At 68.9% G+C, this 18,994-nt stretch carries 16 protein-coding genes and 1 pseudogene; 6 read left to right on the forward strand and 11 right to left on the reverse strand.

All coding sequences use genetic code 11. From position 1 onward, the window contains the following. Window positions 1–114: 114 nt before the first annotated feature. The 5 genes and pseudogenes from WPS_RS06795 to WPS_RS06820 form a co-directional block, all read right to left on the reverse strand. Window positions 115–2,229, reverse strand: coding sequence for a pentapeptide repeat-containing protein (locus WPS_RS06795; RefSeq protein WP_317997078.1), 2,115 nt, complete (start codon window positions 2,227–2,229; stop codon window positions 115–117). Window positions 2,230–2,231: 2 nt separating this feature from the next. After that, window positions 2,232–2,612, reverse strand: coding sequence for a BlaI/MecI/CopY family transcriptional regulator (locus tag WPS_RS06800; RefSeq protein ID WP_317997079.1), 381 nt, complete (start codon window positions 2,610–2,612; stop codon window positions 2,232–2,234). A 35-nt stretch (window positions 2,613–2,647) separates the two neighbouring features. Further along, a pseudogene (locus WPS_RS18125) lies at window positions 2,648–3,830 on the reverse strand (RNA polymerase sigma factor). A gap of 59 nt (window positions 3,831–3,889) precedes the next feature. Then, complete coding sequence (locus tag WPS_RS06815) at window positions 3,890–4,225, reverse strand: YciI family protein (protein ID WP_317997082.1); 336 nt, start codon at window positions 4,223–4,225, stop codon at window positions 3,890–3,892. Window positions 4,226–4,375: 150 nt separating this feature from the next. Next, window positions 4,376–5,725 (reverse strand): ABC transporter substrate-binding protein, encoded by a 1,350-nt coding sequence (locus tag WPS_RS06820; RefSeq protein ID WP_317997083.1) that lies wholly within the window; start codon window positions 5,723–5,725, stop codon window positions 4,376–4,378. Between the two features lie 92 nt (window positions 5,726–5,817). Between WPS_RS06820 and WPS_RS06825 the strand changes: the two genes are divergently transcribed. Both WPS_RS06825 and WPS_RS06830 read left to right on the forward strand, forming a co-directional pair. Beyond that, window positions 5,818–6,813: a helix-turn-helix transcriptional regulator gene (locus WPS_RS06825; RefSeq protein ID WP_317997084.1), complete on the forward strand. Its 996-nt coding sequence runs from the start codon at window positions 5,818–5,820 to the stop codon at window positions 6,811–6,813. Window positions 6,814–7,043: 230 nt separating this feature from the next. Continuing rightward, complete coding sequence (locus WPS_RS06830) at window positions 7,044–7,508, forward strand: hypothetical protein (RefSeq protein WP_317997085.1); 465 nt, start codon at window positions 7,044–7,046, stop codon at window positions 7,506–7,508. 1,080 nt (window positions 7,509–8,588) lie between these two features. Here the strand turns inward: WPS_RS06830 and WPS_RS06835 are convergent. The 6 genes from WPS_RS06835 to WPS_RS06860 form a co-directional block, all read right to left on the reverse strand. After that, a complete protein-coding gene (locus WPS_RS06835; protein WP_317997086.1) occupies window positions 8,589–9,296 on the reverse strand; it encodes an ABC transporter ATP-binding protein in 708 nt (235 codons plus the stop codon). Further along, the gene (locus WPS_RS06840; protein WP_317997087.1) at window positions 9,293–10,012 is read right to left on the reverse strand and encodes an ABC transporter ATP-binding protein; all 720 of its coding nucleotides are present in this window, start codon (window positions 10,010–10,012) and stop codon (window positions 9,293–9,295) included. The genes WPS_RS06835 and WPS_RS06840 overlap by 4 nt, the downstream gene beginning before the upstream one ends. Beyond that, window positions 10,012–10,857, reverse strand: coding sequence for a branched-chain amino acid ABC transporter permease (locus WPS_RS06845; RefSeq protein ID WP_317997088.1), 846 nt, complete (start codon window positions 10,855–10,857; stop codon window positions 10,012–10,014). The genes WPS_RS06840 and WPS_RS06845 overlap by 1 nt, the downstream gene beginning before the upstream one ends. Window positions 10,858–10,870: 13 nt before the next feature. Further along, window positions 10,871–11,752 carry a branched-chain amino acid ABC transporter permease gene (locus WPS_RS06850; RefSeq protein WP_317997089.1) on the reverse strand — a complete coding sequence of 294 codons (882 nt, stop codon included), beginning with the start codon at window positions 11,750–11,752 and terminating at the stop codon, window positions 10,871–10,873. Between the two features lie 12 nt (window positions 11,753–11,764). Continuing rightward, a complete protein-coding gene (locus tag WPS_RS06855; RefSeq protein WP_317997090.1) occupies window positions 11,765–12,901 on the reverse strand; it encodes an ABC transporter substrate-binding protein in 1,137 nt (378 codons plus the stop codon). A 67-nt stretch (window positions 12,902–12,968) separates the two neighbouring features. Then, complete coding sequence (locus tag WPS_RS06860) at window positions 12,969–13,754, reverse strand: serine hydrolase (RefSeq protein WP_317997091.1); 786 nt, start codon at window positions 13,752–13,754, stop codon at window positions 12,969–12,971. Window positions 13,755–13,829: 75 nt separating this feature from the next. Between WPS_RS06860 and WPS_RS06865 the strand changes: the two genes are divergently transcribed. From WPS_RS06865 to WPS_RS06880, 4 genes are read left to right on the forward strand one after another with little or no spacing between them, the layout of a single operon-like run. Further along, entirely contained in the window at window positions 13,830–14,831 is a 1,002-nt protein-coding gene (locus tag WPS_RS06865; protein ID WP_317997092.1) for an STAS domain-containing protein, read from the forward strand. Window position 14,832: 1 nt separating this feature from the next. Beyond that, complete coding sequence (locus WPS_RS06870; RefSeq protein WP_317997093.1) at window positions 14,833–15,429, forward strand: TetR/AcrR family transcriptional regulator; 597 nt, start codon at window positions 14,833–14,835, stop codon at window positions 15,427–15,429. Window positions 15,430–15,431: 2 nt separating this feature from the next. After that, entirely contained in the window at window positions 15,432–16,841 is a 1,410-nt protein-coding gene (locus tag WPS_RS06875; protein WP_317997094.1) for an HlyD family secretion protein, read from the forward strand. 5 nt (window positions 16,842–16,846) lie between these two features. Continuing rightward, window positions 16,847–18,982 (forward strand): TolC family protein, encoded by a 2,136-nt coding sequence (locus tag WPS_RS06880; RefSeq protein ID WP_317997095.1) that lies wholly within the window; start codon window positions 16,847–16,849, stop codon window positions 18,980–18,982. Window positions 18,983–18,994 lie beyond the last annotated feature (12 nt).

Here is an 18,994-nt window from a genome sequence, read left to right on the forward strand (position 1 = left end):
CCGAGACCGACGACGAACGCTGCGGTGAGCGCGACTGCGAACGGTCGAATCATTCCGATGCTCTTTTGGTAACTATGAAACTAGGTGTTCGCGGCAAAAAAAAGAGCGCGCGCATCATCGCTCGAGCGAACTCCCGCGCATCGTGAACCCCGCGGTCTTTGCGCCGCTGAGGTTGACGCCATTTATGTCGCAGCCGACGAACACTGCGCCGGTGAGATCGGCGCCGCTCAGATTCGCCCCCGACAAATCGGCGCCGCTGAAGCGGACGCCGCTGAGGTTCGCGTCGCGCAGATCGGCGCCGTTGAAATTCGCACCGCTCAGCGCGATCCCGTGCAGGTCCTGACCGCGCAAGTCCATTCGCGTGAAGTCGCAGCCGGAACACGTCGCGATCGCGTCCCGCAATTGCGTGCCGCGCAGTCCGGCCGTTCGCAGCGAGACGCCGACCAGCTTCACGTTCTCGAGGTGCGCGCCGTCGAGGTTGGCGCCGCTCAGCGAGACGCCGGTGAGCACCGCACCGCGCAGATCTGCGCCTTGCAGGTTCGCGTCGGTCAGCGACGTGCCGAGCAGGTGCGCGCCGGCAAGGTTCGCGCCCGAGAGATCGGCGCCGCGCAGATCGTAGCCGGTCAGCGTCAGATCGTGCAGATCCATCCCGCGCAGGTCGGCGCCGCGCAACGAACAGCCCACGCACGATGCGATCAGCTCGCGCGTCGGCTTCTCGCCGCCCAGCGAGCGGTGCGCACGCCGGTTCGCGAGCCCTTCGGCGGCGATCGACGCCTGCGCTGCGGCGAGCGACTGTTTGACGATCTTTGCGAGCGGGATGTCGACGCCACCGTCGATGTGCGCGAGCGACGACGGAACGAACGCAGGCGGGGCGATCGGCGCCTCTGGAGCGATCGGCTTCGCGGGCGCGAGCGGCGCCGCCGACGGAGCAGCCGTCTCTGCGATTCGGGGCAGACGCGGGAACGGGAGCAGCGCCGGCGTATCGACGATACGGTAGATCACCCGCGTCTGCGTCGTCGGAGCGGCCGCGGATGCTGCGGATCGATGCACGCGCGGAGGCGTCGCCGCGTGCGCCGGGGCGGCGGCGTGCACGATCAGGCGCACGGCTTCGTGGTGCGCGCCGGCGGTCTCGGACGCCCCCGCGACCGTCGTCGAAGGGGGAGCCGGCACTTCGAGCGCCGGCGCGCTCGTCGCGACGAGCGCGACCGCGGCGATCCCGGCCGCGGCCGCGCCGAGCGCGGCGGCCGGCGAGCAGTGCAGGCGCGTACGATTCTTGTCGAGCAGCTGCTCGATGCGGACGCTGATCTGCTTGCGCGTTAGCAGCGCACCCGGCGCGACGACCGCGTGTTCCGGCATCCGCATCTCGCGCGCGAGAGGCCACAGCGAGGTCGCGTATTCGTGCGTCGCGCCGGTCTTTTCGACGACCGCGTCGTCGGACGCGATCTCGCGCTCGAGCGCGATGCGGCGGCCGATCAGCCACACGAGCGGATTGAACCAGAACAGCCGCTCGATCGTGCGCTGGACGAGGTTCGTCCAGTCGTCGTAGCGGCGCAGGTGCGCGTGTTCGTGCAGCACGAGCGGCTCGATCGCGGAGAGACCGTCGGCAGTCGCCAGTTCGGTCGGGATCAGGATGACGGGACGGCCGAATCCGATCGCCACGGGCGTTTCGGTCTCGTACGAGAGCCGCAGATAGATCTCGCGTCCGGCGGTCGCCTCGGTGAGCCACGGCAACTCGTCGGCGAGCGTGCCGTCGAGCGGGCTCGAGCGTTTCTTCAGCCCGCGCACGCGCAGGACGCTCGCGAACAGACCGCCGATCCCGACGAGCGCGCCGATCAGCCACACGGCGACGAGCGCCAGCGCAACGTCGCGTGAGAGTTTCGGCGTCCAGCCGACGGAAGGTGCGGACGAAGCGGATCCGGCGCGGTGCGCGACGGGCGGTTCGGGGATTGCGGGGAACGGCGCCGTCGCCTCGGCGACGCTCGCGAGCACCGAGGCGGGCATCGCGAGACGCGTCTCGGCGTGCGGCTGCGCGCGCATCGCGCTGACGCCGACGCCCGCGAGCGGCATCAGCGCCGTCGCAACGAGCGCGGTCGTCCACAGCGCGTGGCGGGTGGTCGCCGTCAGCGCGAGAACGCGCGTTGCAACGAAGACGCCGAGCGCGAGCACCGCTCCCAGAACGATGCCGGCAGCGATCGCGCGAAGGGCGACGTCGACGACCGCCTCGAGCATGGTTATTTGTCCTTGGCGCGGTCCAACAGTTCGCGCAGACGCGCGAGTTCGCTGTCGTCGACCGCTTCGGATTCGAGCAGGTTCAGCACCAATTCGCGCGGCGATCCGTCGAAAAAGCGTGAGAGCACGTGCTGGACGACGCTGCGCTGCGCCTCGTCGCGCGCGACGACCGCGCGGTAGATGAACGCGCGCCCGGCCGCCTTGTGACGGACGTAGCCTTTTTGTTCCAGGATGCGCATCGTCGTGAGCACCGTGTTGTACGCGAGCGGGGGATCGCCGATCGCGTCGACCACGTCGGCGACGCTCGACTCACCGCGGTCCCACAGGACCTGCATGAGCCGGTACTCGGCCTCCGTTAAGGTCGGCGACTTCTTGCGGGGCATATCCGCACGCTATCACGCGGCCGCCGGGCTGTCAACTATGGATTTAAGTTAGAATCATCGCAAGCAGCCGCCCGGCGAAGCAGCGCTTCGCGCTGGGCCGACGTCCCGCTTGCTGCTGCCGCGCGCCGATACGCGTCCGCGGCGCCTCGGGCGTCGCCGTTGCGCCGCAACAGGTCGGCGTGGGCGGCATGGAGCGGCGCGTAACCGGCGAGCGCGGCGTCGCCGAGCAGCGGCCGCAGCAGCGCTAACCCGGAAGCCGGCCCGTCCGCCATCGCGATCGCGACCGCGCGGTTGAGTTCGACGACCGGCGAAGGCGCCATCGCGCCGAGGACGCCGTAGAGCCGCGCGATCTGCGGCCAGTCGGTCGCCTCGAACGACGGCGCGCGCGCGTGCAGCGCGACGATCGCCGCCTGCACCTGATACGGTCCGGGCGCGCGGCGGGCGAACGCCGCGTCGAGGATTGCGAGCCCTTCATCGATGCGCGTGCGGTCCCAGCGGCCGCGGTCCTGCGCGTCGAGCGCGACGATCCCCGCGCCGTCGATGCGCGCGGGCGTACGCGCGTGATGGAGCAGCATCAGCGCGAGGAGCCCCGCCGCCTCGGCGTTGCGCGGGCATCAGTCCGGCGACCAGACGCGCGAGGCGGATCGCTTCGTCGCACAACTCGGCGCGCACCGGGCGATCGCCCGACGTCGCCGCGTAGCCTTCGTTGAAGACGAGATAGATCACCGCGAGCACGGTCGCCAGACGATCGGCGAGTTCGTGCGCTGCAGGGATGCGGAACGGGATCCCCGTTGCCTTGACGCGGCGCTTCGCGCGCACGATCCGCTGCGCCATCGTCGCTTCGCCGACGAGAAACGCGCGCGCGATCGCGCCGGTCTCCAAACCGGCGACGCAGCGCAGCGTCAGCGCAACGCGTGCGTCCGGTGCGAGCGCCGGATGCGCGCACAAGAAGATGAGTTCGAGACGGTCGTCGTGCATGATCTCCTCGTCCTCGCTCGGATCCTCGTGCGCGATGCGGTCGGAGACGTACGCGCGGTCGCGAAGGTCGCGCGCCGCCTCGCGGCGCAGCCGGTCGATCGCTTTGCGCCGCGCGCTGAGCATCAGCCACGCGGACGGGTTCGGCGGAACGCCCTCGCGCGGCCACGCGAGGGCTGCCGCCGCGAAGGCGTCTTGGGTAGCGTCTTCCGCGAGCGCCAAGTCGCCGACGCGGCGCATCATCGCCGCCACGATCTGCGCCCAGTCCGCGCGCGCGGCGCGGGCCAGTGCGTCGGTCGCGTTCAGCCGACCGGGACCGACATGACCGGCCGGATTTCGAGGACGTTCTGCTTCGCGTCGGGCATCTTCGCGGCCCAATCGAGCGCGGCGTCGAGATCCGGCACCTCGATGATGTAGTAGCCGATCAGCAGCTCTTTCGTCTCGGCGAATGGGCCGTCGGTGACGAGACGCTTCCCATCGCGAAGCCGCAGGGTCGTCGCGGTCTCGCCGCCGTGCAACGGTTCCCCGGAGACGAATGCTCCGGCCTTGCGCATCTCCTCGGTGTAGGTGAACCAGGCATCGTAGGGCTCGTTCGACTCGAGTTTCGGATCGGCATAGATTAGCAGCATGTACTGCATGGCGTTCTCCCTGAGCGTTGAGCGTGGCCGCTCCGCGGCGGCGACACCCACCCTACGCCGCGGGGCCGTCGAATTCGACAGCATGCGCTCGATATCCGGAAAAAAAGAACGGCGCCCGCCGCAGCGGACGCCGTACGCCGAGCGACCGGCTTACTTGAGCGAGACGACCGTATAGCCTTCGCGCGCCCCGACCTTCTCGGAACCGATGATCTTCGCGGCGGCTTCGCTATCGGGATTGGCGCAGGTCTCCGCGGCGAAGTCTCCGCCGACGCGCGAGGCGATCGTGAAGTACTCGTTCTCGCTGCGGCGCTTCGCTTTGGGCACGATCATCCCGGCGTACGTCCCCTGCACGGCCTGATGGTCGCACTTGCGGAAGTATCCGTTGCCCGCCTTGGCCGCATCGTAGTGGTAGTTCTCGAACGCGGCGATGAGCTTCTCGGTGTCGGTCGAGCCGGCAGCGTTGAGCCGGTTGACGATGTTCTGCCCGGCCATGTAGCCCAGATACTGGCGCCAGTCGACGTCCTTCGACCTCGCTTTGAGCGCCGCGTAGACGCGGGCTGCGCTGCCGCCGGCTTCCGGTCCCCAGACGTAGCCCCAGATCGATCCGACGATTTCGTCGACCGGGAGCCCGACGGCGACGTCGTTGCCGGAGAGAATTCCGCCGAACGTCATCTTCTTGTTGAGACCGAGCTGCACGGCGGCCTTGACGGAGTTTTGCGTATCCGGTCCGTAGTTGCAGAAGACCAGCACGTTGGCGTCGGTGTTGCGCGCCTTGGTGAGATACGACGAGTAATCGGTCTGGCCGAGCGGATGGAGGTCAGCCCCCACCTCCGCGCCGCCTTGCGCTAAGAGGATCTTTTTCAGACGCTCGTGCGCGTCGTTGCCGAACGCGTAGTCGGCGACGAGAAAGTACCACTTCTTGCCGTGCTTGACGAGCTCGGGCGCGACGGCGTTGGCGAGCATCGCGTTGGAGCAGGTTTGCCGGAACGTGACGCGATGCGCCTTCGAACCGGTGATGTTGGTGTCGTGCGTGCCGAGCGCGAGGAAGAACGTATTGTTCTGCTGCGCCGTCGCCGAGACCGCGAGACCGACGCCCGAGCTCAGGCAGCCGGTGAGGACGTCGACCTTCTCCTGCGTGATGAGGCGTTTTGCTTCCGTCGTGCCGACGTCGGGCTTGTTGCTGTCGTCGCCTTTGATGATCTCGTACTTGATGCGGCTGTTCTTTTTCATCGCCTCGGCGACGGCGACTTCGATGCCCAGCTGCTGCGAGGCCGACGCGGCGGCATACACGCCCGAGAAGCCGTCGACGTGACCGATTTTAATCGTCGCGCCGCCGCCCGCGGCGATCACGTCGCGCGGCGGGAGCAGCGGCGACGCGCCGGCCGCGCGCGTCTCGAGGAGCGGAAAGCCGAGGGCGGCCGCGCCGGCGATCCCGAGAGCGCCGGACCGGCGCAGAAATTCTTTACGATCGACAGAAGGCTCCGGGCGTGTTTCGTCCATGGTGCTCCTTACCGAAGATAATGCTGATTTAACGAAATCTTCTGCATTTCGGTTGCCCGCCCTATCCGATTTGCACGGACACGGTACCGAAAATGCCGAAGAGCGGCGAGATGGCGGAAGAGCGCGCGGAGCCCAAGGTCGTCCTGCTCGTCCGCCTTCTCAGCGCGATCGACGAAGGGCGCTTCAGCTTCGAAGAGCTGAAGGACCAGATCGGCGAGGAGAAGGCGCCCAGCACGCGTACCCTGCGCCGCTACCTCTCGGTGCTCTCGGATGCAGGCTTTCCGTGGTTCTTCGACCGCGCGAGCGGGACGTACCGGTTCGCCGAGGGCTACAGCCTGCGCCGGCTCAACCTCTCGCAGCGCGAGCTGCTGGGGCTGGTCACGCTCAAGCGCCTCGGGTCGTCGCTGGGCGGGACGTTTGCAACCGCGATCGAGGAAACGACCCAGAAACTGCTTCGCTCGAGCGACCGGCGCACCGAAGTTTCGGTCGAGACGACGTCGCTGGCGATCCGCTTCGGCGACGTTGCGATGGACGACCACGTCGAGCGCGTCTTCGAACAGCTGCAGGCTGCCGAGCGCGACCGGCGGCGCGTCGGGTTCGGCTACACCGACAAGAACGGCGCGCGCACCCAGCGCCGCGTCGATCCGTACGGCTTCATCGTTTCGTCGGGGCGCATCTACCTCGTCGGCTACGACCACAACCGTACAGATATGCGCGTCTTCGCAGTCGACAACGTCTCCGACGTTGCGATAACGCCGCAGACCTTCGAGCGGCCCGCCGATTTCAACCTCGAGGCGTACGGCGCGAACTCCGTCAGCGGCGTGCGCGACGCCGGCACGCTCGGCGCAGTGACGGTGCGGTTTTCGCCGGTGGTCGCCAAGGCCGCCGCGGCCCGGCGCATCGCACGCGATCAGCAGGCTGCCCGTCGCGAAGACGGCTCCGTCGAGATCACCTACCGGGTCGTCGATCCGCTCGAGATCGTTCGCTTCTCGCTGGGCTGGGGCGCCGAGGCCGAGGTGGTCGCCCCGCCGGAGGCGCGGGCCGCCGCGGCCGAGCTCGTGCGCGCCGTCGCCGCGCGCTACGGCTGAGCCGCGAGCACGCCGTTCGGCCGGACGGGAGCCTCGAGCGCGAGCCCCGCGACCTGATATCCGCGAGGGAGACGGCGACGGTCGCCAGCAAGACGATGCACCCGACGGTGAACGTCAGGCGGAACGAGGGGCCTTTCACGGGCGTTACCCTAGGTGAAACGGATTATGCGAGGTTTATGCCACACTTAGGTTCGCGTCTGGTCGCGCTCGCGGCCTTCCTCTTGGCCGCCGTGCCGATGCACCCCGCCGCGGCGGCACCGCCGGCCGGCCAGCCCGTCGACGGCATTCGCTGTGATTCGATGGAGGGCGCCGTGCTCCACATCCACCAGCACGTCGCGGTGTTCGACCATGGCCGGCCGGTGCCGATCCCCGAAGACCTCGGACGGCCGCTCGCGGCGCAATGTCTGTACTGGATCCACACCCACACGCCGGACGGGATTATCCATGTCGAGTCGCCGAGCTTTCACACCTTCACGCTCGGCAACGTCTTCGACATCTGGGGTCAGCCGCTCTCGGCGACCAACGTCGCCGGCGCGCGGCCGAACGCGGGCGAGCGCGTCGTGACGTGGGTCGACGGCCGCCGTGTCGGCGGCAGTCCGCGCGCGATCGAATTGACCGGGCACCTCGAGGTGACGATCGAGGTCGGTCCGCCGTATCGCAAGCCGGCGCCGTTCACCGCCTGGAACGGCAACTGACGCTGCAAAACTGCTGAACGCGACGAAGCCGGGAGGCGCGAACCTTCCGGCTTCGATGTGCGCGGGATTTGGTGTCGGCGGCAGCGGCTCCGGCGGGCTTGCGCCTTTCGTGATCCGTGGGGCCGGCGAGCTTCTCGCCGCTCGCGCGTCGACGGCATCGCTGCGGTCGACGTGCGTGCATCGTACGAAGATCGCCGCGCGGCTGCAAGTACCAGCGCCCGCTTCTCCACAAGAAACTTGCGTTGTGCACGGCGATCCACGCAGATTCCCAGTTTTTCACAGCCCGAACGGTCGACCGCACTGAGCTCGTCGATGCGCCGCCGCACCTGACGCACGGAACGTTCGCTGCGTTAATTCCGCACGAACGCGACGAAACCGCTTCGGTTGCCCGACGCGGTTTCGGTCAGCACGAGAGTCGAGATGCGCACGTCCTCGCCGGCGTGAACCGGCCATTACGGCGTCGAACTTCGGGTCGACGGTCCGGCAACGTGTCATCGACCTTGCGGCGGACGTCACGCGCTAACTCGCCGGCGAGCCTCTCATCGCTCGCACGTCATCGTGTAACCGATGACGTGCAAGCATCGTACGAAATCGATCGACGCACTGCAAGAGCAGAAGCCGCAAACTCACATGCCGTCCACAAGAAAATGCAGTTATCCCCGAAGTTCCCCAGCATCTCCGCACAATTCACAGTGCGTTGCGCGATTCGGGCCGCGCTTCTACGGGCTGGAGCGTGACGTGCGAAAAGGCCGTCGCACTTTCGCGCGACGGCCTCCTGCACGAGAATCGCTATGCGCATCACGTCGCCGATTTGCATCAGCCACATGAACGTCGAACTTCGTACGGCCCGGTCGCTTGTGCCGCTTCGGCTTTCGCCGTCGCGTCGTTCGATTCGGACCGGCGAGCTTCTCGCCGCTCGCCCGCCGGCGTTGCTGCCAGCGTGACGTCATCCTAGCGCGCCGCGGTGCGGCGCGCAAGGGAGTTTTCCGCCTGGCGCTCGCTTCTCCACAAGAAAGTTGCGTTGTCCACGGCGATTCGCCGGTTTCCACCGCAGTCGCCAGCGTTTCGCAAGTGCGCGCGTCAGCCGCCGAGATACGCGGCGACGACCTCGTGATGCGTCGCGAGTTCCGCGCCGGTGCCGCTGAGAACGATGCGTCCGCGTTCCATCACGTACGCGCGGTCGGCGAGCGCGAGCGCCCGGCGCGCGTTCTGCTCGACGAGCAGGATCGACGTCCCGCGCGCACGTTCGTCGGCGACGATCGTGAAGATCTCGTCGACGAGTTTCGGCGCGAGCCCCATCGAGGGTTCGTCGAGCAGTAGTGCTTTGGGCCCGATCGCGAGCGCGCGCGCGATCGCGAGCATCTGCTGTTCGCCGCCGGAGAGCGAGCCTGCCGCGACGTTGCGGCGCGTGCGCAGGATCGGGAAGCGCGAGAAAAGGTCGGGGATCAGCGCGTTTCCCTCGGCGCCGCGGACGGCGGCGGCGACGAGGAGGTTCTCCTCGACGCTCATCGCCGGCAGCATTCGCCGTCCTTCGGGGACGAGCACGAGCCCCGCCCGGACGCGGGCGTGCGACGGCGCGTGCGTGACGTCGCGGCCGTCGAAGGTCACCGTCCCGGAGCGCGTGCGGTGGATCCCCGCGAGCGTCATCAGGAGCGTGGTCTTGCCGGCACCGTTCGCGCCGACGATCGCGCACAGCGTCCCCGCGTCGAGTGCGACCGCGACGTCGTGCAGCACTTCGATGTTGCCGTACCCTGCGTGCAGGCCGCTCGTCGCGAGGACGGCGCTCATGCCGGCGACTCCGCCCCGGTCCCCAGATACGCTTCGACCACCACCGGATCGCGCGCGATCTCGGCCGGCGTGCCGCGCGCGATCACCTGACCGAAGTTCAGCACGACGACGCGATCGCACGCCGCGCGGACCAGCGTCATATCGTGCTCGATCAGCAGCATCGCGACGCCGCTCGCGGCGATCGCGCGAATCGTGTCGACCAGGCGCCCGGTCTCCGACGGGTTCATCCCCGCCGCCGGCTCGTCGAGCATCACGACGTTCGGCCGGGCTGCGAGCGCGCGCGCGATCTCCAGCCGCCGCTGATCGCCGTAGGGGAGCGAGCGCGCCTGCGCCGTCGGCGCGACATGCGCGATCCCGGCGCGCTCCAGCAGCGTTGCGATCTCGTTGTCCGCGAGGCGCTCGCGCCGCGAGAACGCGCCGGCCGCGAGGTTGCCGCGCACGTCGAGCGCGCCGAAGAGGCGGATGTTCTGATAGGTGCGCGCGATCCCGGCGCGCGCGATCCGATGCGGCGGAAGTCCGTCGAGGCGCGCGCCGTCGAGCGTCACCGTTCCCGACGCCAGCGGTGCAAGCCCGGTCGTCGCGTTGACGAGCGTCGTCTTCCCCGCCCCGTTGGGACCGATCAGTCCCAGCACGCTTCCGGGCTGCAGTTCGAGCGAGACGTCGCGCAGCGCGTTGACGCCGCCGTAGCGCACGCCGACGCGATCGAGCGCGAGCATCAGGTGCGCACGCGGACGGCGCCGCGCTGCCACAGCGACGAGAGACCGCCGGGGAAGAAGAGGATCACCGCGAGCAGGATGACACCGTTGCTGATCTCGCGGTAGTCGGCGAGGAAGCGGATCGCCTCGGGCAAGATCGAGAGCAGCGTCGCGCCGAGCACCGCGCCGACGGGGCTCGCGACGCCGCCGATCACGCACCACACGAGCACCTGTTCCATCGTCGCGAACCCGAAGTCGGCCGGCGTGATGAAGTTGGCGGAGTGCGCGTGCAGCGCGCCCGCGAGGCCCGCGATCGCGCCGCCGAGGGCGAGCGTGAGCAGCCGGGCGCTCCCGACGTCGACCCCGACGCCGCGCGCCGCGTACTCGTCCTCGCGCACCAGCGTGACCGCAAGCGCGAACTTCGTGCGCGAGAGCAGCAGCAGCACGACGACGACGATCGCCAGCGAGCCGTAGATGAGCGGCGTCGTTGCGTCGTTCGGGATCCCGGAGATGCCCTCCGCGCCGCCCGTGATCTTCAGGTTGTTGGCGAAGACGCGGACGATCTCGCCGAAGCCGATCGTCGCGATGGCGAGAAACACACCGCGCAGGCGGCGCACCGGGAACGCCAGCAGTGCCGCGGCCGCGCTGGACGCCGCCATCGCGAACGGGATCGTTGCGACGAGCGGAACGTGGTACTGCAGCGCGAGGATCGTCGAGACGTAGGCGGCGATCCCCATGAAGGCGACCTGCGAGAGCGCGAGCTGACCGGCCTGCAGCGAGACGGAGAGCGAGAGCGCGAGGATCGCGTTGATGCCGATCTGATCGATCAGCTGCGAGTGCTTCGCGTAAAAATCCAGCAGGTTCACGGCTGCGCCGCGCTCAGGCCTGACGCAGCGCGCGCTTGCCGAACAATCCGGTCGGCCGCAGCACGAGGATCAGGAACATCACCCCGAAGGTGATCGCGTCGCGCCACTCCGAGAGTCCCAGCGCCGTCGCCAGCGTCTCAACCGCGCCGATGATGAACGCGCCCACGACGGCGCCCGTGACCGAGCCCATCCCGCCCAGGATGATGATCGCGAGCCCTTTGAGTTCGATCGGGCCGCCCATGTCGAGCGTCACGCTGTTGTAGCGCAGCCCGGTGAGCACGCCCGCCGCGCCGCCCAGCGATGATGCGATGAAGAACGTCGCGGCGATCGTGCGCTCGAGGTTGACGCCGAGTAGCGCCGCCGCGACGCGATCCTCGGCGACGGCGCGGATCCGCCGGCCGAGCGTCGTCGCCCGCAGGATCCACGACAGCACCAGCATCAGCGCGATCGCGGCGGCGAAGATCGCGAGTTCGACGGTCGTGAACGTCACCGGGCCGACGTGGATCGCGGGCGCCGCGTCGAGTCCGTTCGTGGCGAAGTGCCGTTCGTCGACGCCGTAGATGCCGCGCAGCGTCGCGCCGATGATGATCGCGACGCCGATCGACGAGATCAACGGCACCAGTGTCCCCGCGTTGCGCCGCCGCAGCGGCGCGAACGCGACTTTGTCGAGTAGGATGCCGAGGATCCCTGCGACGATCGCTGCCGCCAGGAAGGCCGCCGGCAGCGGGACGCCCATCGTCGCGAGGGAGAACGCGGAGAACGCCGCCGCGGTGAAGATCGCCGCGTGCGCGAGGTTGAGGATGTCGAGCACCCCGAACACCAGCGTGTAGCCGACGGCGAAGAGCGCGTAGACCGCGCCCAGAAAGACGCCGTTGAGTACCTGCTGCGCGAACACGGCGGGCGAACGCTACCGGAAGTACGCGAACCCGTCTTTGACAATCGACAGGATCACCGGAGACGACTTTACGTCGCGATTCGGATCGAATCCGATCGGACCCAGGACGGTCTGGATCACCCGTACGTTCTTGAGCGCACCGATCATGTCGTCTTTGGTCGTCGCGCCGTGCGCGACGAAGTACGCGACGATCTGCGCCGCCGCATAGGCCTGGGCGGCGAACTGATCGGGACCTTTCCCGTACTTGGCGGTGTAGCTCTTCACGAACGCGAGGTTCGATGCGTACTTCGCGCCCGAGTACCATGCCGCGCCGACGACCGCGCCCTGCGCGGCCGGTCCCGCGACGCTGTACATCTCCGGCGAGTTCAGCCCGTTGCCGCCGATCATGCGGGTTTTGATTCCGAGCTTGCCGGCCTGCGCGATGATCTTCGTCGCTTCGGGGAACAGCGCGCCGATGGCGATGACGTCGGGCTTCTTGCCTTCGATGCGCGTCAGCGCGGCCTGGAAATCGGTGTCCTTCTGATGGAACGTCTCGGTGTCCACGACGTCGACGCCGGCGGCCTTGAACTCGCGGGCGAAGATGTCGCCGTCGGTCTTCGTGAACGCGTTGTCGTCACCGTAGATGATCGCGGCGGTCTTGTAGTGCCACTTGTCCTTGGTGCGCTTCACCGTCGTCGGGATCACCTGCGATTCCGCCAGCGCGTCGCGATAGATCGTCGGACCGATCGCGGTGACGCCCTCGGCGGTCGTCGAGGTCCCCATCGCCGGGAAGTTCGCGCGGGCGGCCAGCGGAAACGCCTTGAAGGCTTCGCCCGAGAGCGTCGGCCCCAGCACGATCGCTGTCGATCCGTCGGTGATGAACTTCTGCATCAGGTTGACGACCTGCGCGCCGTCGCTCGCAGCGTCTTGCACGTCGAAGGTCAGCGTCGCGCCGCCCGCGTCGATCTTCCCCGACTTGATGTCCTCGTTGGCGAGCTCGTAGGCGTTCTTCTGCGGGGTCCCGTAGACGCCGGCCGCACCGGTGACGTCGGCGATCACGCCGACGTGCACCGTCTTGCCGGCCGCGGGTCCCTTGGTCGCCGCACCCGCGGGCGCGACGAGCGCGGCGATCGCACAAAGGGCGAGCGCCGCCGGCGTGGTTCGATTCATCTGATCACTCCATCCGAAAGGGGGTTCACGGCGCCGTTCGGAGGTCCGGCCGGTGCTCCCTCGGGGTTCAAGCGCCGGCCAGGATGGGCCGCAAGCCGCGCATGAACGCGCCGAAGCGCTCGTCGCTCTCGTCGCTGCTCGGCAGTTCCGTATAGACCGCGATCGCCCAGCGGCTCCCGGTCGCGAGCGTGAGGATCCCGCCGTCGTGCGCGACCTCGTCGGTGTCGCCGGTTTTGTGCGCGAACGTGTCGCCGGGTTCGAGGCCGCGGTGGAGCTTCACGTCCCACCACGACGTCGCGAGGATCCCGCGCAGGAGCTCCGACTGCGGCAGCGCCCGCGCGTCGAGGGCAACGAAGAACGCGAGGGCTTCGGCGGCCGGGAAGCTGTTGCGTCCGTCGGCGTGCGGATCGTCGATCAGCGGCAGCGCGCCCGAGAGTTTGCGCCGGAAGAAGGTCTGCCCGAAGCCGAGCCGGTGCGCGGTCGCGGTCGCCCGATGGCGGTCGAGCACGTCGAAGAGCTCGTTGGTCGCGACATTGTCCGACCGCTGGAGCATCAGCGTCACGAGTTCCTCGACCGTGCTCACGTAGCCCGGCTCGAGCGGGGAAGGGGTGTCGTTCGCGGTCAGGTTCTCGGCCGCGATCCGCACCGGCGTCTCCCAGGTCAGGTGACCGGCGTCGATCGCCGCCCCGACGACGGCGGCGAGGGGCAGCTTGATCATCGACGCCGGGTAGATCCAGCGCCCGTCGTCGCGCGCGAAGCCCGCGGCCGGCCGGTCGAGCCGCTGCAGGTGCAGCTGGGCCGCCCCCAGCCCCGCGTCGTCGGCGAGGCGTCCCAGGAGATCCGGCGTCAGCACCGTGTCATGCGTGTGGGTACTTGCACGGAACTTTTCCGTTCGCTATGATGTCCATGCGGGTACCCACACGCATAGATGACGACGATGAGAGAAACGCAGCTTTTTCACTATCCCCTCCGATTGCACGCCGCCGACGCGGACGCCCGTTCCAAGGTCGAGGCGGCCGTCGCCGACGTCCTCGCCGTCGACTGGGCGCTCCCGCGCCTGCGCGTCGTCCTCGAAGGCCAGCCGCTGGCCTCGGAGACGATCGTCGCGCTCGTCGCCGGGCTCCGCCGGCTGCGCGAGCATGGCGGCGCGATGGAAGTCGTGCCGGTCAGCCCGCTCGTGCGCGACGCCTTCGCCGTCGCCGGCCTCGACCGGGTCTTCGCGTTTCCGATCGACGCCGAGCGCAACGAGCGCCCGCGCCGGTCGACGGGCTTCCTGCGCCGGCTCACCGCCGCGTCGTTCGCCGTCGTGTTCGCGCTCTTCGCGATCCCGGCGTTCGCGCAGCCCGATCGCCCGACCGATCCCGCGCAGATCATCGCGCGCGTCCAGGAACGCAACCCGAACCTCTCGTCGTATCAGGGCCGGCTGCACGTCGATCTGCGGATGACGTCGTTCCCGTTCTACCGCACCGGACTCGACGCGTCGACCTATTATAAGAAGCCGTCGAACTACGAGGTTGTCTTCGACCGCGTCCCCCGGCTGGCGAAGGGCTTCGACAAACTCTTCGCCGACGTCGGCGATCCGTCGACCTGGGAGAAGCGGTTCGTCATCACCTACGAAGGCGAGACGGCGTACAACGGTCACCCCGACCTGCAGCTCAAGATGGTGCAGCGCGTACGCGGGATGATCGATCACGAGACCGTCCTCGTCGATCCGATCGCGTGGACGGTCGACTCGATCCGCTACGATTACTACAACGGCGGCCACATCACGATGACGCAGACGTTCCGCCAGATCGGCGGGTTCTCGATGATCGCCGAGCAGAGTGCCGAGATCGCGATCCCGTATGCGAAGGCCGTCGCGCACGGCTCGTATTCGGATTACAAGACGAACGTCGCGCTCGACGACTCCGTCTTCACTCGGAAGAACTGACGTGCTCGCAGCAGGCCATCGTACTCAGACCGGGGTCGAAGAGACGCGCGCGCGCATCATCAACGCTGCGCGCGAGCTCTTCGAGGCGCGCGGGACGCGCGGCACGACGACGCGCGAAGTCGCCGAACGCGCCGGCGTCAACGAAGCGACGCTGTTCCGGCACTTCGGCTCCAAACGCGCCCTGCTCGACGCGATGCGCGAAGCCTCGTGCGGGATAGACGAACTCCGTTCGACGATCGCGTCGCTCTCGGGGACCGACGTCCGCGCCGACCTGCGCGTGCTCGCGCGGCAATCGGTCGAGCACATGCTCGCCAAGCGCGCGATGATGTGCGTCTCGCTGGCGGAAGAAGCGGCGGGAACCGACGACGCGCCCGAATGGCGCGGTCCGTCGCAGATCGTGGACGAGCTCGTCGCCTACTTCACCGCGCGGATCGCCGCCGGCCAGATGCGCGGCGATGCGCTGGTGCTTGCCCGCTGTTTTTTGGGCACGTTCTTTTCCTACGTCGTCGGACGCAAGATCTGGGGCAGCGGTGCGATCGCCGACCCCGCCGCGATCGACGCGATCGTCGATGTCTTTCTGAACGGAGCTTGCGTCTAGTCATGGAAACCCGCACCGAAGCCCCGCCGCAGCCGCGGCCCACCGTCGCGGACGGCCGCGGGGCGCCGCCGAGTGCCCCTGCCGGGGGCGCGGCGGTCGAGGCGACGTCGCGCCGGCGTCCGCCGATCGCCGTGATCGTCGTCGGCGCGATCGTGCTCGTCGCCGCGCTCATCTGGGGCGTCCGCTATCTGGCCTACGCGACGACGCACGAGTCGACCGACGATGCGCGCGTCGACGCCGACACCGTGACCGTGACCAGCAAGATCGCCGAACGCGTGAACCGCATCCTGGTCGACACCAACCAGCCCGTGCGCAAAGGCCAGGTCATCGCGCGGATGGACGACACCGACGAACGCAACGCGGTGCAGCAGGCGCAGGCGGCGCTCGACGCGCAGCGCTCGCAGGCGCGTGCGGCGCAGGAGAACGTCTCGCTGACGCGCGCGCAAGTCGCCGCGCAGTCGCAGCAAGGCTCGGGCGGTATCACGTCGGCGCGCAGCAGCATCGTCAACGCCCAGGCGAACGCCGCGTCGGCGCAGCAGCAGGCCGATGCGGCGCGCGCCGCGATCGCGCAGTCGCAGGCGCAACTGAAGGTGGCGCAGTCGCAGGTGCCCGCGGCGCGCCAGGGGCTCGTGCGCGCCAACGCCGACCTCGCGCGCTACGCCGCGCTCGTGCGCACGGGCGACGTGGCGAGCCAGCAGCTCGACGCGCAGCGCGCGGCGCAGGCGCAGGCGCAGTCGCAGTATCAGTCGGCGCTCGACAACGTCACCGCGGCCCAGACCGCGGTCGTGCAGAGTCAGGCGCGCTATACCGCCGCGGTCGCTGCGGCGAACGCCGCCACCGCCGGGATCGGCGCGCAGCAGGGTCAGCTTCAGACCGCGCAAGGCCGGCTGACCGAGAGCGACAACCCGTATCGCGTCTCGGCGACGCAGGCGCAAGCCGACGCTGCGTTCGCGCAGGCAGGCTCGCTGCAAGCGCAACTGAAGACCGCGCAGGACAAGCTCGCGTACACGCAGATCCGCGCGCCGATCGACGGGATCGTCGGCGCGAAGAACGTCGAGGTCGGCACGTACGTCTCGCCGGGCCAGTCGCTGATCGTGATCGTTCCGAACTCGGGAACGTACGTCACCGCGAACTTCAAAGAGACGCAGCTCGGGAAGATCAAGGTCGGTCAGCCCGTCGACGTCACGGTCGACGCCTATAAAGGCACGACGTTCCACGGCCACGTCTCGGCGATCGCGCCGGCATCGCAGAACACGTTCAGCCTCGTCCCGGCGCAGAACGCAACCGGCAACTTCGTGAAGGTGACGCAGCGGATCCCCGTGCGCATCATCGTCGACAACCCGCCCGCCGACAAGCCGCTCCGCGTCGGGATGTCGGTTGTCGCGGCGGTCGACACCCGCAAGGGATCGTAACCTCCGTGCCGTTCGCCGTCCGTTCGCTCTCGCTCGCGCTGAGCGCGAGCCTCTTCACCGCGTCCGCGCTGCCGCTCGCGGCGGAGGCCCAGACGCCCCTACCGCCGCCGCGAGCAACGCCCGCATCGCAGGCGACGCCCGCATCGCAGCCGACGCCGGCGTCGCAGGCAACGTCCGCGCCGGGGACTGCGCCGGCATCGCCTCCGCAAACTCCGCTCACGGCGCCGTCAAATGGCGCGCCGCCCTCACCCGGTGTACCGACGCAGCCTGCGACCGGGCAGCCCGCGGCCTCGCAGCCGGCAACGTCGAACCGCGGCACGCCGCCGTCGGGACGCGGCGGTTCGGCGGGGGGCGCGCTTCCGCCGCCGGTGCCTGCCGTGCTTCCCGCGGTCCCCGACATCGCGCCGGGCTTCAGCGCGCCGATCGCGACAGCGCCCAACGGCGATCTCGTCGGCGTGCAGCAGCAGCCGTTCGTCGGCCTCACGCTGCAGGACGCGATCGCGATGGCGCTCCAGCGCAACACCGATCTGGCGGTCGCGCAGTCGAATCGCCGCATCGCGAACTACCAGATCGTCGCGGCGCAGGGCGCGTACGACGTTCGTTTTCAGTTGGCGCCGTCGTACGCACACAGCGTGAGCCCCGCCGTCAGCCCGTTCCAGACCGGCCCCGGCGGCGGACCGATCACGCAGGACACCACCGGCGCGACCGCCGGGTTCACGGGTCAGACGGCGACGGGCGCCCGCTACTCCGCGACGCTCAACGGGAACCGCATCTCGTCCAACGCCGCGACGAATTCGTACGATCCGTTCTATCAGACCGCACTCCAGCTCAACGTCACCCAGCCGCTGCTGCGCGGCCACGCGATCGATCAGACCCGACAGCAGCTCCAGCTTGCCCGCACCAACGCGACGATTCAGACCAACGCCGCGCTGCTGCAGGCGTCGAACACCGTCGTTGCGGTCTCGAACGCGTATTACGATCTGGTGGCGGCGTGGCGCAACGTCGCGATCCAGGAACAAGGGCTGCGCCAGGCGACCGCGCAGGCGGCGTCGAACCGTCGGCTCGCCGCGCGCGGTGCCGTTGCGCCGACCGATATCGTCGAAGCCAACACGCAGGTCGAAGTCTTTCAGGACAATGTCTTCTCGGCCTTGCAGAACGTGCAGCGCCTGCAGACCACGCTCAAGTCGCAGATCCTCGCCAATCCGGCGGATCCGGTGTGGTTCGCGAACCTCGTTCCGACGACGCCCGTCGCGCAGATCCCGCAGGAGCCGAGCGTCGACGCGCTGATCGCGTCAGCGATCGCCAACCGCCCCGAAGTGGCGCAGCTGCGCGCGCAGCGTGAGAACGCGAACACCAACGCCGCCTTCGCGCGCGATCAGCTCAAGCCGCAGCTCGATCTCGGGCTCGGGTACACCGCGAGCGGCTTTGCCGGCGTCCTCGCGCCGGCGTCGGCGAACCCGATCGTGGGCCTGTTCGCCGCGCAGATCCAAGCGGTCAACACCCTGATCGCGCGCTCGAACGCGGCGAACCCCGGTGCGCCGCCGATCCCGCCGATCACCGGCGGCTTCCCGCCCTCCCCGTCGTACCAGACGGGGCGCTTGGGTCAATCGTTCCAGAACCTGCTCGACAACCGCTTCCCGACCTACAGCGCGCAGCTCACGCTGCAGATCCCGATCGGCAACCGCACCGCGAAAGCCGACTACGGGATCGCGCAAGAACAGCAGCGCCAAGTCTCGCTTCAAGAGACCGCAGTGCTGCAGCGCGTGCGGTCGGAATCCGTCAACGCGATTCAAGGTCTGCGCGAAGCGCAGTACCGCGTCGTCTCCGCGCGGTCGGCGCGCGAGGCGGCCGAGCGCGTCCTGCTCGGCGAGCAGCGGCGCTTCGGCGCCGGCACGTCGACGACGTTCCTCGTGCTGCAGCGGCAGCTCGACGTCGCGAACCAGCGCGGCCGCGAACTGCAGGCGCAGATCGATCTCGACAAGGCGATCGTCGAGCTGAACCGCGTGAGCGGCGGGATCTTCGCGCAGAACGGGATCGACGCGAGCGCGTTGGGCATGCCGACGCTGGGCGCGGCGAGCAGCACGACGTCGTCGCTGCCGCCGCCCGCAACGATCTCCGCTCCGCAGGTGCGCAAGCGCTGAGCGCGGCGGCGG

The sequence above is a fragment of the Vulcanimicrobium alpinum genome (assembly GCF_027923555.1).
GTDB lineage: Bacteria > Vulcanimicrobiota > Vulcanimicrobiia > Vulcanimicrobiales > Vulcanimicrobiaceae > Vulcanimicrobium > Vulcanimicrobium alpinum.